This window comes from Vibrio sp. GJ43-1, assembly GCF_055808835.1.
The window spans coordinates 918,595-933,323 of the sequence record NZ_CM147885.1 but is presented as its reverse complement, the minus strand read 5'-3'; the positions used below and the strand labels follow the sequence as shown (position 1 = coordinate 933,323).

Genomic DNA, 14,729 nt, shown 5'->3' with positions numbered 1-14,729 from the left:
TTGTTAAACAACCAAGAGGACATCCCATGGAACCGATCATTACTATTTGTACTTATAATGAACTAACCGATAAACAAAAGATCGAGATGCATCAGCTACGCTACCAAGTGTTTGTAGAGCGATTACAATGGTCTATTAACACACAAGACCAACTAGATATCGATGAGTATGATCGCCCTGACTCCAAATACATTATTATTGAGTATGAAAACAAGGTCGCCGCTTGCTGGCGCTTACTTCATACCAACAGCGCTTACATGCTAAACAATACTTTTCCAGAATTATTACAAGGTGAGGTTTTCAATGATAAGTCGATTGTAGAGCTTACTCGATTTGCCGTTGATAGAGAAATAGCTAAACGCGCAAGTCATATTAACTTTACCGCTATGCTGTTTTATCTCGTTGTGCAGTATGCCATCGAGCAAGGCTACACTGAGTATGTCACGTTAACTTCGACGGGGATTGAGCGCATCATGAGAAAAATTGGCATTCCGAGTTGTCGAATTGGCGACGGTAAGGTGCATCTACTCGACACCACACGCAGCGTTGCACTGCGTGTCCCTGTCGATAATGCATTACGTCATTGGTTTGCCAACACTACGATACACCAACATAGGTTCGATAGAGCTAGGTTAACAGTGCCTTAGACACCGCCTGAGTGCGAGAGAAAGCATTAAGTTTTTCACTCGCATTCTGGATATGAAAGTTAACCGTTCTTTCCGAGCAACCAATGATCTGTGAGACCTCCCATGAGCTTTTTCCCTCTGCAACCCACGCTAAGCATATTTGCTCTCGTAAGGTTAAGTCTGATTCAACAAAACCGGGCTGCTGTTTACACACCTCATACCTGACGTCATTGATGTAGTCTGCAATTAAGCTACCGACGTAAGTCGCTAATAATGTTGACTCATTGCTCAATATGGCCGAGCTCTTACGATTTGAAAAACTAAGTAGTCCCAAACAACCAAAATTGGCTCTAAGTGGCACGGTAATACCATCACCAAGCCCAAAATCAGACGCTAATTTAACGACATTTTTACTCTCATGCTGTCCATTTTTGACTATGTCATTCCATAAAATGGGGGCGGTGCTATTGCGGCAATGAAGGACAACTTCATCAAAATACATCACCTCATTATTTTCATAAAAGTCACGCCAATTGATTGGCTGATTCGTTAACACCACGTTTTCAGCGCGCATCAACGTCACAGGGACAGAAACCGCAAACAAAAAGTGCTCAAAATCAAGGACATCGGTGACCTCATATAACTTTTTACTGAGTCCGTCTAAGCTGAATTCCTCGGCTTCCTTGAGATTTCGCTTTAAAATTTGGTTAATTTTATCTACTGAATACACGTGGCTAAAGTGGCTCTTGATTAAAAAGACTAGAACGAGTTAACCAACAAAGTGATATGCGGCTAATTGAACTAAGATAACTTGCACACTGTGAAAATACAATCAGATGATGTCTAAAGCTCTTGTGAAAAACCTTTTTTCAAAAATGCTACGCATTCTTTAATGCGTTTAGGTTGGTATCGATCTCGATGATAGATAAGTGATAATGGTACAGCTTTAATTCCCCAATTTTCAAATACCGGAACTAGTTGCTTCGAATCTAACTCTGGTTGGCAGTACATGGCTGGCACGCGAATGATTCCGAGCCCCGCTTTTGCACTGTTCACCAATACTCGTCCATTCTTGCAACTTAAGCGCCCGTAGATGGTAGTTTCTGCTTTTTCATTGCCGCTATCATGAATGAACTGCCACTTTGTTACCGAGCCCGTTAAACAATTATGCTGCTTAAGGTCTTTAGGGTGCTCTATAGGGTCTGCTTTTGCCAAATAACTCGGGCTTGCCAATGTGAGCATCTCAATATCGACCAAGTGTCGAGCGACATAGTTCGCATCAGGTAGCTCACCCATACGAATGGCAATATCAAATTCTTCTTCCAGTAAGTCAACGCGGTGGCTAGAAAACTCCAACTCTATTGAAACATCGGGATACTGTAGAGAAAACTCAGACAAGTACTTCGCGACTAGCTCTTCACCGATATACCCGCCCACACAATTAATATTGATGCGCCCTTTCACTGTATCAATATCATCTATCGCGGCATGAACCGCCTGATCGATGCTATGTAATGCACTGTCACAGCTTGCCAGTAAGGCTTTTCCTGCTTGAGTCAGCTTCATTGTGCGTGTGGTACGTATCAACAAGCTTACCCCCATCTCTTTCTCAAGAGATTGGATTTGCCTTGATACGTGAGATCTCGATACTTTTAGCGCTTCAGCCGCTTTAGTGAAATTACCCAAGTTTGCGACTAACACAAAAGCGCGGACATCAAGTAAGTTAACAGAAGGGTGCAACATATCGACGATTCCTAAAAAAATATGGTTTGATTCTGTCGTTATTCGACAGATTTGCAACCGAAACATCACCAGTTATGGATTCACCAACGACATTGGTCAAAAACCAACCTAACGTGACCGCGGCAATAGTTTTGCATGATGACATTAATACGAAATTAACACCTACTCAACACTATTAGTACAGCCCAAAAACCTGCAGTTTTCATCCAAATTAATTTATTGTTTTAGATCATCGCTTCGTTAGGTATTTGTCGTGCCACAAATCAATTTCCTGTACATTTTCTGACACATTTAGAAATAAATTGTTGCGTATTTTAACTGAATAAAAGGACAATTATGTTAGAACTACTTATTGGCTTAATAGTGACAGTAGCCGTAGGCTATTTCATTGTTAAGGGCTACAAACCCGCAGGCGTTTTATTGACAGCTGGTATTGCACTGCTCTTACTTACTGGCATGTTAGGGCACACTATCTTACCTTCCAAAATCGCTTCAACGGGCAATATGGTCACAGATTCTCTAGAATACGTGAAATATATGCTCCAGTATCGTGGGGGAGGTCTTGGTATGCAAATCATGTTGCTGTGTGGTTTTGCGTCTTACATGACTCATATCGGCGCCAATAACGTGGTGGTTAAACAATTTTCTAAACCATTGTCATTCATCAAATCTCCCTATGTTTTATTGGTCGCAGCGTATATTGTTGCCTGCTTGATGTCCCTCGCGGTCAGCTCTGCGACAGGCCTTGGCGTATTACTTATGGCCACGTTATTCCCAATGATGACAGCAATGGGAATCTCTCGTCCCGCAGCAGTCGCAGTGTGTGCCTCTCCGGCGGCCATTATTCTTTCCCCGACATCAGGTGATGTTGTTATTGCTGCCGAAAAGTCTGGGCTGGCGCTTGACGTATTTGCCGTACAAACCGTGCTGCTTGATGTCTATTTGCGCCATCATTGTCATGGCTGCCGCGGCATTCTTTTGGAATAAATACTTAGACCAAAAAGAAAACACACCCATGGAGCGTGTTGACGTTTCTGAGATGAAAGTAGACGCACCAGCGTTTTATTGCTTACTTCCATTCTTGCCAATTATTGGGGTTTTTCTTTTTAATGGTCGCACTATTCCGGGCTTATCACTCGATATTTATACTATTGTGGTCGGCTCAATCTTCATTGGTGCCGTGATCAACTTCATCACGCAAAGGTTCAATGGTAAAAAGACGCTAGAAGACTTAGAGTCATGCTATCAAGGGATGGCCGATGCATTTAAAGGCGTGGTGATGCTGTTGGTGGCTGCTGGTGTTTTTGCGCAAGGCTTAATGTCTATCGGCGCAATTGATAACCTGCTGCATCTTGCGGACTCAGCCTGGCGCTGGCGGTGTGGCACTGATGCTTATCCTCACAGGCCTCACTGTGGCGGCGGCTATCGCAACAGGCTCTGGTAATGCGCCATTTTACGCCTTCGTTGAGCTTGCTCCCTCTCTGGCAGCGAAAATGGGGCTTAACCCGGCTTTCTTAATCATTCCTATGTTACAAGCCTCTAACCTTGGTCGCACTATTTCGCCAGTTTCTGGCGTTATTGTGGCAACATCTGGAATGGGTAATATCTCACCATTTGAGGTCGTTAAACGTACTTCTGTACCTGTCATTGCGGGATTAATCACCGTGATTATCGGTACAATGATTCTGGTGCCTATGTCGGCATAACGATACCGAGCACAACGTAACCAATGAAAAAAGGGAAGCTATCGCTTCCCTTTTTAAGTAGTGACTTCACTTGTAACATGAGTCAACGTCTAAAATGCCTCACCAACCGAAAGATAAAGCGTGTTTTCTTCGGGCCCTTTTGCATAATCTACTCGAATATTCATTTTCTTTTGCTCGACGGGTTGCCACCTGAAACCTAACCCCTTAGTCACAATAGTACTTTGGCGCAAAATATCTTGCTGTGATTCCGCCGTTTTGCCTAACCCAACAAAAGCCACTAGGCCAAATCTAGGCTTAAACATCCAGCGACCTTCAAACTGACCTTGTAAAATGTTGTCATTTCGATAGCGCCCATGGTTGAAGCCTCTCATTTTTAACGTTGGCTTTTCATAGAATGGCACGTCGCCTCCACTCAACTCCATGGTCACTTTCGATGCTATAACCACATTTTCTAACACACTGGTGTAATTACTGCCTGCCAATTTACTCATCGCATAATCACCATCTCCTCCCCACTGTTTCCCATAGTCCATATAGCTAAACTGAGAAAACCAACCCGTGGTCGGATAATAGTTGTCATCCCTAGTGTCAAAATGCAAAACCGCTCCCAACCCACCAGACTTTACTTCTTCAGGTTTCGGCCAAAAGCCATTGAACTTGTCAAAACTAATTTCAGTCTGCATATAATTATACTGTGGCCCAAAGTACCAATTCGACTGTCCAAGTTTGAATAATGCGCGCAACATAACAGCGCTCATCACCATCCCATACTCTAGCGGGTCATCAGCAAAAATCGGGTCGTTTCCGTCACCATAGTACTTTAAGTTTAAGTTACCGTGGAACAGCCCGCCCGTATACCGAATGGAATCATCTTTCAACGCACCATCATGAAACGCACCCACAAGCCAACTTTCTGTCGAGGTGTACATTCCCATAACGCCTGATGTGTCATTGTGCGCTTTTGCATCGGGCTCCTTCGAATGCATATATAGACCAAGCAACTGCACTCCTGTGCCTAAAGTCGGGTTCGACATCGGGATAGGAAGAGCAATAAACCCTTCCTTTTCACCACTCGCTTTTCGAGAACTCTCAACCTTATCTTTTTTATCATCCACATGATCTTTATATTCAGCTGCCCAAGCAGACGATGACAAGCCCAGCAGCAATACTGACATTGAGGTACTGCGTAATTTATTGCCCATTGGCTACATCCATGTATTGAATCCTGTCGTTGTTATACATAATAACTCATTAAAAAAGTAGTCCTTTCCACCCTACTTACTTCTGCATGTATTGAGGCTATCTCCACTCTTTTCAACAAACGGCTTTGACGTAAGTTTTTACTATTACAAAAACCATTGAACCACAGAGTCAAATATTCGTACTAAGCTTCAATAAACTGGCGCAACATTACTATGACAAGGAAGAATACAATGAAAAATAAGCGCATTGGATTGGCACTTGCAACCACATTCATGTCATCGCTATCCCTAGCGGGAGAGCACATCATTTACGAACTGGATGGGCAAGCCTACGAAGGTTATTGGTCTAAAACCGACAATACTGCACCTCTCGTCCTGTTAGTACATGATTGGGATGGGCTTACTGAATACGAAGAAGAACGTGCAGAGATGCTCAACACCATGGGCTACAACGTCTTTGCTGTTGATCTTTTCGGGCAAGATGTTAGACCGACAAAAGTCGAAGACAAAAAACAGCACACGGGTGAGCTTTATAAAGACCGAGCAAAGCTTCAGGCTCTGATGAATGCCGGACTTGCTGAAGCGGGAAAGCTGGGCGGGAACCTTGATAATACCGTCGTCATGGGGTACTGCTTTGGAGGTGCTGCGGTCTTAGAATCTGCCAGAGCAGGGATGACAGCAAAAGGCTTTGTCACGTTCCATGGTGGCCTGCAAACACCGAAAGGACAAAACTACGCGCAAACTAAAGCGCCAATCATGGTTCTTCATGGTACGGCAGATGCCGCAATCCCTATGTCCCAATTTGCGGATTTAGCGGTCGAATTAGAACAGAACAACATCTCACACGAAATGATCACATACAGTGGCGCTCCTCATGCTTTCACCGTCTTTGGTTCAAAAAATTATCGAGAAGACGCAGATAAAAAATCTTGGATGGCGTTTTCAGAGTTTCTAGTCGCGAAAACGGGTAAATAACAAAGAAAAAAGGTCAGGCTATTAGGAGTCTGACCTTTTATTTAAGGGGCTATTTTAAGACCTAGGTTTTACTTAGGCTGGATTTTTTGCCTTAAATAAAATGGCATACATTACCGGGATAAATACCAGTGTTAGAACGGTTGCAAAACCCAAACCGAACATCACAGTGATTGACATATTGACAAAGAATACGTCTCCAAGTAACGGAATCATACCTAGAATAGTCGTACACGCTGCTAGCATTACCGGTCTCATCCGAGAGATCGAAGAGTCAATAATCGCATCATATACTGGCTTTTCCTCCGCCTGCATATCAATTTCTTCCAGCAAAACTATCGCATTCTTGATCAACAAGCCTATCAAGCTAAGTGCGCCCAATAACGCCATAAAATCAAACGCGCCATCAAGTAGCAGTAGGCCTGCGGTAATACCAATAATCGCCAACGGTACCGTGATCCAAATGATCAATGGCTGTTTAACTTTACCAAACAGTAATACCACGACAATAATCATCATGATAAAAGACACTGGTATCGCACTAAACAACGCGCCTTGCGCTTCAGCTGAATCTTCGTACTCACCACCCCAGTCCATCGTATAACCTGGTGGTAATTCTATCGCTTCAATCTGAGGCTTCAGGCGATCAAATAACGGTGCAGCAAGTTCACCCGTTGGGTTAGCTGACGCTATAATCGTCGTTAGTCGATCACGACCACGAATCATCGCATCTTCCCAAACGGTCTCAAATGCCACAACCACCTGCGCAATAGGCACCGTTTTTTCTAGTACTGGACTATAAACCTGCGCATCCATCAATTGAGCCACGTTTTGGCGCTCACTGGCATCCGTACGGAAGTAAATCGGCAGTAATCTTACACCATCACGATAAATACCAACTTGAGAGCCTTCACTCGCGGCACGTAAAGAGGCGGTCAGTTCAGTGCGCGTAATACCCAGTTGACGAGCCACCTGTTCATTAAAGATAGGCTTAATTAGCTTAACTGGCTGTCTCCAGTCATTACGCACTTCTTTCGCTTCAGGATCGGCAAGCATAATCGCTTCAGCTTGCGAGGATAGGTCACGTAGCACAGCCGGATCTGGTCCCGCAAATCGAGCTTCAATTTTAGAGTCTCGTCCCGGACCTATCCGCAAACTCTTAATTTTTGGTTCGATGCTATCGATATTGTCCGTCATAAACTTATCAATGTCCGCTTGCAACGCAGCGATCATTTCACGGTTTTCAGTACGAACGATAACTTGACCATACGCTTTTGTTGTATCTTGCGGCGTATAAACTAATGAGAAACGCGATGCCCCGCCACCAATAAAGGTCGCCGTCCATTCAACACCTTCTTGTTCACGGATAAACTCCGCGACTTTTAAGGTGTCATCACGCGTTTGACGTATATCGCTGCCTTCCACTTCCCAAACATCGACAAAGAACATCGGTGTATTCGCATTCGGGAAAAAGGCGCTTTTTACAAACCCAAAGCCCCAGACCGACGCAACAAACATCGCGAGGATAATACTAATGGTCAGCGCACGCTGTTTAAGAGCAAACTGCAGTACACTTTTATAAATAACGAAACCAGCACCCGCGTATGGGTCTTTTTCTTCTTCACCCTCTTTACGATCTTCCTTCTTAAGAAGCAACGCACACAGTAGTGGTGTTGTTGATACTGCCGTCACCCAACTCAGTGATAGGGAAATCAAAATAACGTAGAACAGTGAGCGAGTAAATTCGCTAGGTATTACTTTGAGACATACCGATAGCAGCAAACGCTAGAATACCTACAGCGGTACCACCTAATAGCGCCCAACCATTGGCTCCAACGACTTCTCCCGCCGCTTTCATCGCAGGTACACCACGTTTAATACGGATCATCATCCCTTCGGCAACCACGATGGCGTTATCCACCAGCATCCCGAGGGCTATGATCAAGGCCCCGAGAGAGATCCTCTGAAGCTCGATTCCATAGAGGTGCATAATAGCCAGCGTACCCGCCACTGTGATCACAAGAACGGCACCAATGATCAGGCCAACTCTCAGTCCCATAAAGGCCAGTAACACCACGACCACGATGATAAGGGCTTCAACCGTGTTGGTCACAAAGCCCGCCACAGAAGCATCCACTTCTTGCGGCTGGTTATAGATAATATCAAGGTTCATACCCAGAGGAATTTGGTTCTCTAAGCTCTTAATTTTATCATTAATTAAGCCACCAACTTCAACCACGTTTTTACCGCTTAGCATTGAGATGCCGACGGTAAGTGAAGGCTTACCATTAAAGTAAATGAGCTTCGACGGCTCTTCTTTATATTCTCGAGTTACTTCAGCGATGTCGCCCAAGCGAATAAGCTTCTTGTCGTCACTTGCAATCAGCAGATCTTCAATCTCACTCACGTGTTTGAAGCTACCCGTTGGTTCAATTCGAATAAACTCGGGACCAACTCGAAAACGCCCTGAGTCTGACACTAAGTTTTGAGAGCTCAACAGATTTTCAATGGTCGCCATGTCAATGCCAAGCTTCGCCATTTTGGTGCGAGACATTTGGACATAGACCACTTCTTGCTGATCGCCATCAATCGATACTTTACGCACCCCTGGAACGAGTACTAATTGCTTCTTAAGATTGTCCGCAACATCTTTTAGCTCACGAAAACTGTAGCCTTCACCGTTCAGCGCTAAAAACCCGCCATATACATCGGCAAAATCATCAATGATCTGTGGCTCATATAGCTCCGGGAGGAAGCTTGTGCTTGTTGTCGGCGATCTTTCGTCTAAGTTCATCATAAATACCCGGCATTTCTGCAGACGTGTACTCATCTTTGAACTCAATCGTTATATCAGACAGTCCTTCTCGGGTAACGGAACGTTTGATACGCTTCACCTGCCCTAACAAACGCACCGCATCTTCAATATGATACGTGACCTCGTCATAGACTTCTTGTGGCGATGCGCCCGGATAAGTCGTGATAATCTTGGCTTCTTTAATGGTAAACGCTGGATCTTCCAGCTTCCCCATTTCAAAATATGCCAGAACACCACCAACCGTCATTAGCAGCACTAATAGCCAGCTATTGACTTTATTCTTTACTGAATACTCACCTAAATTCATAAAACATCTCTTCTCGCTGAGTCGACAGTTATTGAGCTTGATCGATTTCCGGCATCAGGCTTACTTCCATTCCTTCATTCAAGAATGGAACGCCTACCGTTACAATGCGCTCACCCATTTCTAAGCCCGATAAGACCGTGATGCGATCACCTGCCATTGTCGACACTTCAATTTGCTTAGGGGAAACCGTGTTGTCCTCGCCTACTACCCAGACCGTTGGGTTATGAGCGTTATCACTGACGACAGCCGTACTTGGAACCTGAATAGCCCCTTTGGTGTCATTAAGATTGGAGAAGTCTGCGGTCACATACCCCGTCATACCAGGAAGAATATTTTGATCACTTGGTGCTTCAAGCGTTACCGTCACTTCAAATGTCTGGGTATCGGAATCTGCTTTAGAGGACACCTCTGTGATCTCGACTGGGTACGGTTTTTCACGAGCTAGGTCAAAATAGGCAAAAACCGGAATTTCAACAGGGTCATCTGTTTGCTCATCACGAATTTCTCTCACCAATTTTTCTGGTACCGCAAATTTTAGCTCAAGTGTATTAAGATTTTGGAATGAGAAAACCACTTGCTTCGCTTCGACGTTTTCAAAGTTTTGAATACTACGTTGTGCAACAAAGCCATCAAAAGGGGCGACAAGCTTGGTATAGCTAAGCTGCGTTTTGGCGTTATCGTAGCCAGCTTGGGCTTTCGTTAAGTCTGCTCGAATTTGTTCGTAATCTTTTTTCGAAATAAAGTTATCTTTAATTAGCTCTTTCGCTCGCTTAAAGTCAGCTTGCAAGCGCTGCAATGTCGCTTTGGCGTCTCTCACCGCTAATTTAAAACGAGTATCATCTAACGTGGCAAGGACGGTGCCTTTCTTCACATCATCGCCTTCCTTTGCTGGAAGACTATCGATCTTACCCGACACTCTAAAAGCCATCTCTGCACGATCAGACGCTAAGACTCGTGCAGGGAATTCACGAACCATGCTTTGATTCTCTAACCCAATAACTATCGTTTTTACTGGACGTACAACTGGAGCTTCAACTGTCTTCTCTGCCTCTGGGCTACACCCAGTCAATGCAACGCCAATTAGCGCCGTCAGAGTAAGAACACGTAAATGAGTTTTCATAACAACCACCCAACATAAAAATTTATAAAAGTTAAGACTATTATAGGCTAACAAAATCAATAACTACTTAATGGTACAAGTTACATCAAGCCAAGCAAAAAGCAACATTGTGGACACAAAAACTCAACCTGAAATATCAGTAATTGAGTAAAAGTACCGATTGCAACCCATAGCCCCTATAAGACCTATTTCTTAACGTAAGTTCATTATTCTTGGTTTTTTTTTACATTACATTGAACCGGAAAATATGTGTCCCATACTAATAAGTACAATCAATAATCGTACACACTGTATGAATAGCTATTTAGTTAAGTGGATAGTCGCTGTAACCTTTCTGATTATTTTTACAGCATGGATGTTGCACCGTTTTAACTCGCCTTTAACTCTTCATCAACTTGAGGGGCATGAACATCATTCGCTTGCTGATACACTGGATACACAACCCACCCCACTCATTTCTCCTATTGAAGTCACTCAACTAAACATTAGAGAGAAAAAAATTGCTAAGATCGGCCTTCAATTATTTATCGATCCCAATTTGTCATCTGACGGTCAAATCAGTTGCGAATCTTGTCACCATATCTTCGATAATGGAGCAGAAAACACTAAAGTCTCAACGGGTGTAAAAGGAGCAGGAGTTAGGAATTCTCCGACAGTGTTTAACATCACAAACAACACGCGATTTTTTTGGGATGGCAGAGCGTCAAGTCTGGAGCATCAAATGGATGGACCCGTTCATAATCCACTAGAGATGGATACGAACTGGGATAACATCATCGATTACGTCGAATCCACACCACATTACCGTAATCAGTTTGACATTGTTTGGAATGGGGAAATAAACCTAGCCAATATTAAAACATCTCTCGTTACCTTTATGAGCGCTCTAAGCACTCCGGATGCCCCGTTTGACCATTATTTAAAAGGCAATAAGATTGCCATCGAACCGATAGCAGAAAAAGGCTGGCAAAAGTTTCAGTCCTTGGGCTGTATTGTATGTCATCAAGGTACGAATGTTGGCGGTAACTTATTTCAAAAATTTGGCAATATAGAACAGACCCCTCATCAAAACCAAGACTTAGGGCGATACAACGTAACGGGTATTGAGATTGACAAAAATGTATTTCGCGTTCCAAGCCTTCGTAACGTGGCAAAAACACCGCCCTACTTTCACGACGGACGAAGCTTAACGCTAGAAGATGCCATCATTACCATGGCAAAGGTTCAACTTGGTCAAGAGTTAGATGCAACCACCGTCATAGAGATAAGCGCATTTTTACACTCGCTTTCCGCCCCACCTCCACCCTATCTCGAGGAGTTATCTCAAGGAGCGACCCAATGAAGAGCCGACTGCTGACAAAACGTAGAGCCGAATTTCTTTACATCACGGTCATTTTTCTTTCAGCATTGTGGCTCATCGTCAGTGCCGTTAGCACTTACGTCAGCGATTCATATCAAAAAGCGTTTCTCTCCCTATCGCAGAACATTACCCATAGCCTCGAAGAAATATATTCTTTCGAATATAGTACGACTAAGACCTACGATAGGTTTTCAAATGAGTTAGTCGAATTAGAGCGACTTTCTGAACAGCTCTATGACAACATGAAAGCAAACAGCCAAGGCTACCCCTCTTTTATCAGCCCAATACCAACCGAAAGCGTCTCATATGCACAAAGTGTGAAAAACAACGTTCTCATTTTCACTCAACGACTTGAACGTCTGCTGAGCGCAAAAGTGTCGTTGGAGTATTCGAGTAACACCCTTAAGGCCCTAAAAAATAACCTAATGTCCAACACGTATTCAGCCGAAGACAAACTCGCCATTTATCAATACCTCGACTTAGCACAATCGATCGCTGTCATTCCAAATGAACTCCAACAGAACAATGACCTGCTAGCACTTGATGGGTATATCAAGCTTCATAATAGAGTTCAAAATAGTATCCGCTTGGAGAAACAGGCGCTGGTCGATAGTGAAATTCATGTTCTCATGAATGAAACCAATAATTTTTGGCTTGAGCGCTCACTATCAACTAAAGTTCATATTTCCATTGCTTTAATATTATTAATACTATCAATAGGTTGTTATCTATATCGAAAACAACAGATACAACAATATAGAGAACGGAAGTTAATCGCCGATCTTCTCGTTAAAGAAAAAGAACGTTCTCACCTCGCTATGGTTGTTGAACACGCAAGTGATGCGATCATCATAACGGATAAACAAGGCTATACCTCCTGGGTCAACGCAGCATTCGAAACAATATCCGGATTCAGCCTCAATGAGGTAATCGGTAAAAAGCCCGGTGACATTTTACAAGGGGAAGGTACCTCGCTAAGCGAAGTTCGTCGTATCTCAAAAGAACTGAAACTTGGAAATACTGTCAAATCAGAACTCATCAATTATCACAAAAATGGGCAACCGTATTGGATCGATATTGTCATCACTCCAATTCTCAATGCAGATAACCAAATTGAACAGTTTATTGCTGTCGAGCGTGACAGCGGTGAACGTAAACAACTTCAAAAAAGCCTAGAGCACGCCGTTGAACGAGCGGATGCTTCCAATCAAGCAAAGTCAACATTCCTAGCCACTATGAGCCATGAGTTACGCACACCACTCAACGGCATTCTAGGAATGGCCCAGATTCTTGAATCTTCGGTAACCAATGCTCAGCACCAACAACAACTGCATATTCTCCTAGAATCAGGCAATCACTTACTCTCATTACTCAATGATATTCTCGATATTTCAAAGATTGAAGAAGGTAAGCTAGAACTCGAGGTTTTAGACTTTTCTATCGAAGATATTTGCGACCCAATAGTCAGTACTTATACTTCTCTTTGCAAAGAAAAAGGCATTAGTTTTCATTTAATTAATCAACTGTCACCCGGAAAATCGTACCGCGGTGACAAATCTAGAATTCGCCAAATCATATTTAATCTACTCAGCAACTCTGTCAAATTCACTGAAACAGGTAGTGTCACCATCACCTTAAGTCAAGATACCCCCTCTACCATTGACGTTGCTTCTCGTCCTAATAATCAATCCAATATTGAAACACTCGTCATTGCAATTAGCGATACCGGGATTGGTATCCCCAACGACCGCTTGAAATCCATATTCGATCCTTTTATTCAAGCGGAATCATCAACAACTCGACAGTTTGGAGGGACTGGATTGGGGCTAGCGATTGTCAAACAACTCGCGAATTTAATGGGAGGCGATGTCAATGTCACCAGTACTCTCGGTAAGGGAAGCGTCTTCTCCGTAAACCTAAAACTGATGCCAATTCAGGCTGTTCAAGCCACTAAAGAAAAAAGCGTGTCTCTTGACGACCAAGCAATTGCCTGTTCGCTGAACATTCTTCTTGTCGAGGATAATAAGGTCAATGCGTTGGTGGCAAAAACGTTTTGTACCAAACAAGGCCATCAAGTTGATGTCGCCCAAAATGGCGAGATTGCCGTTGAACGTGTCCAAAACAGTGCTTACGACTTGATCATTATGGATAACCATATGCCTGTGATGGATGGTATTGAGGCCACTAGAATCATTCGACAGCAACTCAAATGCAATACTGTTATTTTTGGATGTACGGCAGATGTATTTAAAGAAGCCCATGATAATTTCATGGCAGCAGGTGCGAACCATATTCTAACAAAACCGTTGCAAAAAGAGAGCTTTATCGACGCACTTCAGCGCTTTCGTCATCAATTGATGATTCCGTCCAAGGAGAATACTCATCCAAATATTCTGCACTTAATTAGGCATGACGTCACTAAACTGGATGGGATTAGCAACACCGAAGCTGAACTACGGATGACGTCACATTCACACTTAGGGAACCCAATTGATATTCCTCAAATCACCCAATTTAAAAATGTGGCCGAAAAGTGTCTCGACGTATTAGTAAAAGTTTACCCTGAAAAATCCATACCAGAAATATTAGCATCTCTCACATCGCTACAGAGTGAAATTAGCGAGCTCAACCTCAGTTTGGTTGAAAGTAAGCTCGCGACGCTGACCGCTTTTCTTGAAAGCGGTCAACAACCTAGTCTCAATGATATGCAGTCCCTCATTAATTTGGTTGAAGTCAATATTCACCAAGCCATACGAATTCTTGATCAACAAAATATGCAAGAGAACAGGTCTGATTTACTGGCTATTACCCCGCAAAAAAAACATATTGATGGATAGCAATCTCACAATTATATTATCAACGACTACCCAAGCCGATT

The 14,729-nt window shown here is 43.3% G+C and carries 11 protein-coding genes and 1 pseudogene; 5 read left to right on the top strand and 7 right to left on the bottom strand.

Translation table 11 applies throughout. The features are described 5' to 3' along the window. The first annotated feature begins 26 nt into the window (after positions 1-26). Positions 27-647 (top strand): acyl-homoserine-lactone synthase, encoded by a 621-nt coding sequence (locus tag AC0L66_RS21540; RefSeq protein ID WP_473570856.1) that lies wholly within the window; start codon positions 27-29, stop codon positions 645-647. On the opposite strand, the gene AC0L66_RS21535 is transcribed toward AC0L66_RS21540, so the two are convergent. Both AC0L66_RS21535 and AC0L66_RS21530 read right to left on the bottom strand, forming a co-directional pair. Then, positions 628-1,356 (bottom strand): helix-turn-helix transcriptional regulator, encoded by a 729-nt coding sequence (locus AC0L66_RS21535; protein ID WP_473570854.1) that lies wholly within the window; start codon positions 1,354-1,356, stop codon positions 628-630. The two genes, AC0L66_RS21540 and AC0L66_RS21535, sit on opposite strands and share 20 nt — an antisense overlap. A 113-nt stretch (positions 1,357-1,469) precedes the next feature. Beyond that, entirely contained in the window at positions 1,470-2,369 is a 900-nt protein-coding gene (locus tag AC0L66_RS21530) for a LysR family transcriptional regulator (protein ID WP_265674139.1), read from the bottom strand. A gap of 336 nt (positions 2,370-2,705) precedes the next feature. Here AC0L66_RS21530 and dcuC point away from each other — a divergent pair. Beyond that, positions 2,706-4,075, top strand: a pseudogene (dcuC, locus tag AC0L66_RS21525) (anaerobic C4-dicarboxylate transporter DcuC). Positions 4,076-4,164: 89 nt separating this feature from the next. Here dcuC and AC0L66_RS21520 read toward each other — a convergent pair. Continuing rightward, positions 4,165-5,277, bottom strand: coding sequence for a BamA/TamA family outer membrane protein (locus AC0L66_RS21520; protein ID WP_473570852.1), 1,113 nt, complete (start codon positions 5,275-5,277; stop codon positions 4,165-4,167). A gap of 231 nt (positions 5,278-5,508) precedes the next feature. Between AC0L66_RS21520 and AC0L66_RS21515 the strand changes: the two genes are divergently transcribed. After that, positions 5,509-6,252: a dienelactone hydrolase family protein gene (locus AC0L66_RS21515; protein ID WP_265674142.1), complete on the top strand. Its 744-nt coding sequence runs from the start codon at positions 5,509-5,511 to the stop codon at positions 6,250-6,252. Positions 6,253-6,324: 72 nt separating this feature from the next. Here AC0L66_RS21515 and AC0L66_RS21510 read toward each other — a convergent pair whose 3' ends face one another. The 4 genes from AC0L66_RS21510 to AC0L66_RS21495 are packed head-to-tail and all read right to left on the bottom strand — an operon-like array spanning position 6,325 to position 10,491. After that, positions 6,325-8,031, bottom strand: a complete 1,707-nt coding sequence (locus tag AC0L66_RS21510; protein ID WP_473570850.1) for an efflux RND transporter permease subunit — start codon at positions 8,029-8,031, stop codon at positions 6,325-6,327. After that, a complete protein-coding gene (locus AC0L66_RS21505; RefSeq protein WP_473570848.1) occupies positions 7,997-9,046 on the bottom strand; it encodes an efflux RND transporter permease subunit in 1,050 nt (349 codons plus the stop codon). The genes AC0L66_RS21510 and AC0L66_RS21505 overlap by 35 nt, the downstream gene beginning before the upstream one ends. Continuing rightward, positions 8,985-9,371: an efflux RND transporter permease subunit gene (locus AC0L66_RS21500; RefSeq protein ID WP_473570846.1), complete on the bottom strand. Its 387-nt coding sequence runs from the start codon at positions 9,369-9,371 to the stop codon at positions 8,985-8,987. Before AC0L66_RS21500 ends, AC0L66_RS21505 begins: the two co-directional genes overlap by 62 nt. A gap of 28 nt (positions 9,372-9,399) precedes the next feature. Then, positions 9,400-10,491 carry an efflux RND transporter periplasmic adaptor subunit gene (locus tag AC0L66_RS21495; RefSeq protein ID WP_265674144.1) on the bottom strand — a complete coding sequence of 364 codons (1,092 nt, stop codon included), beginning with the start codon at positions 10,489-10,491 and terminating at the stop codon, positions 9,400-9,402. A gap of 292 nt (positions 10,492-10,783) precedes the next feature. On the opposite strand from AC0L66_RS21495, the gene AC0L66_RS21490 reads away from it, so the two are divergent. Together AC0L66_RS21490 and AC0L66_RS21485 are read left to right on the top strand one after the other, a co-directional pair. Further along, a complete protein-coding gene (locus AC0L66_RS21490) occupies positions 10,784-11,833 on the top strand; it encodes a cytochrome-c peroxidase (RefSeq protein WP_473570845.1) in 1,050 nt (349 codons plus the stop codon). After that, positions 11,830-14,688 carry a PAS domain-containing hybrid sensor histidine kinase/response regulator gene (locus AC0L66_RS21485; RefSeq protein WP_473570844.1) on the top strand — a complete coding sequence of 953 codons (2,859 nt, stop codon included), beginning with the start codon at positions 11,830-11,832 and terminating at the stop codon, positions 14,686-14,688. Before AC0L66_RS21490 ends, AC0L66_RS21485 begins: the two co-directional genes overlap by 4 nt. Positions 14,689-14,729 lie beyond the last annotated feature (41 nt).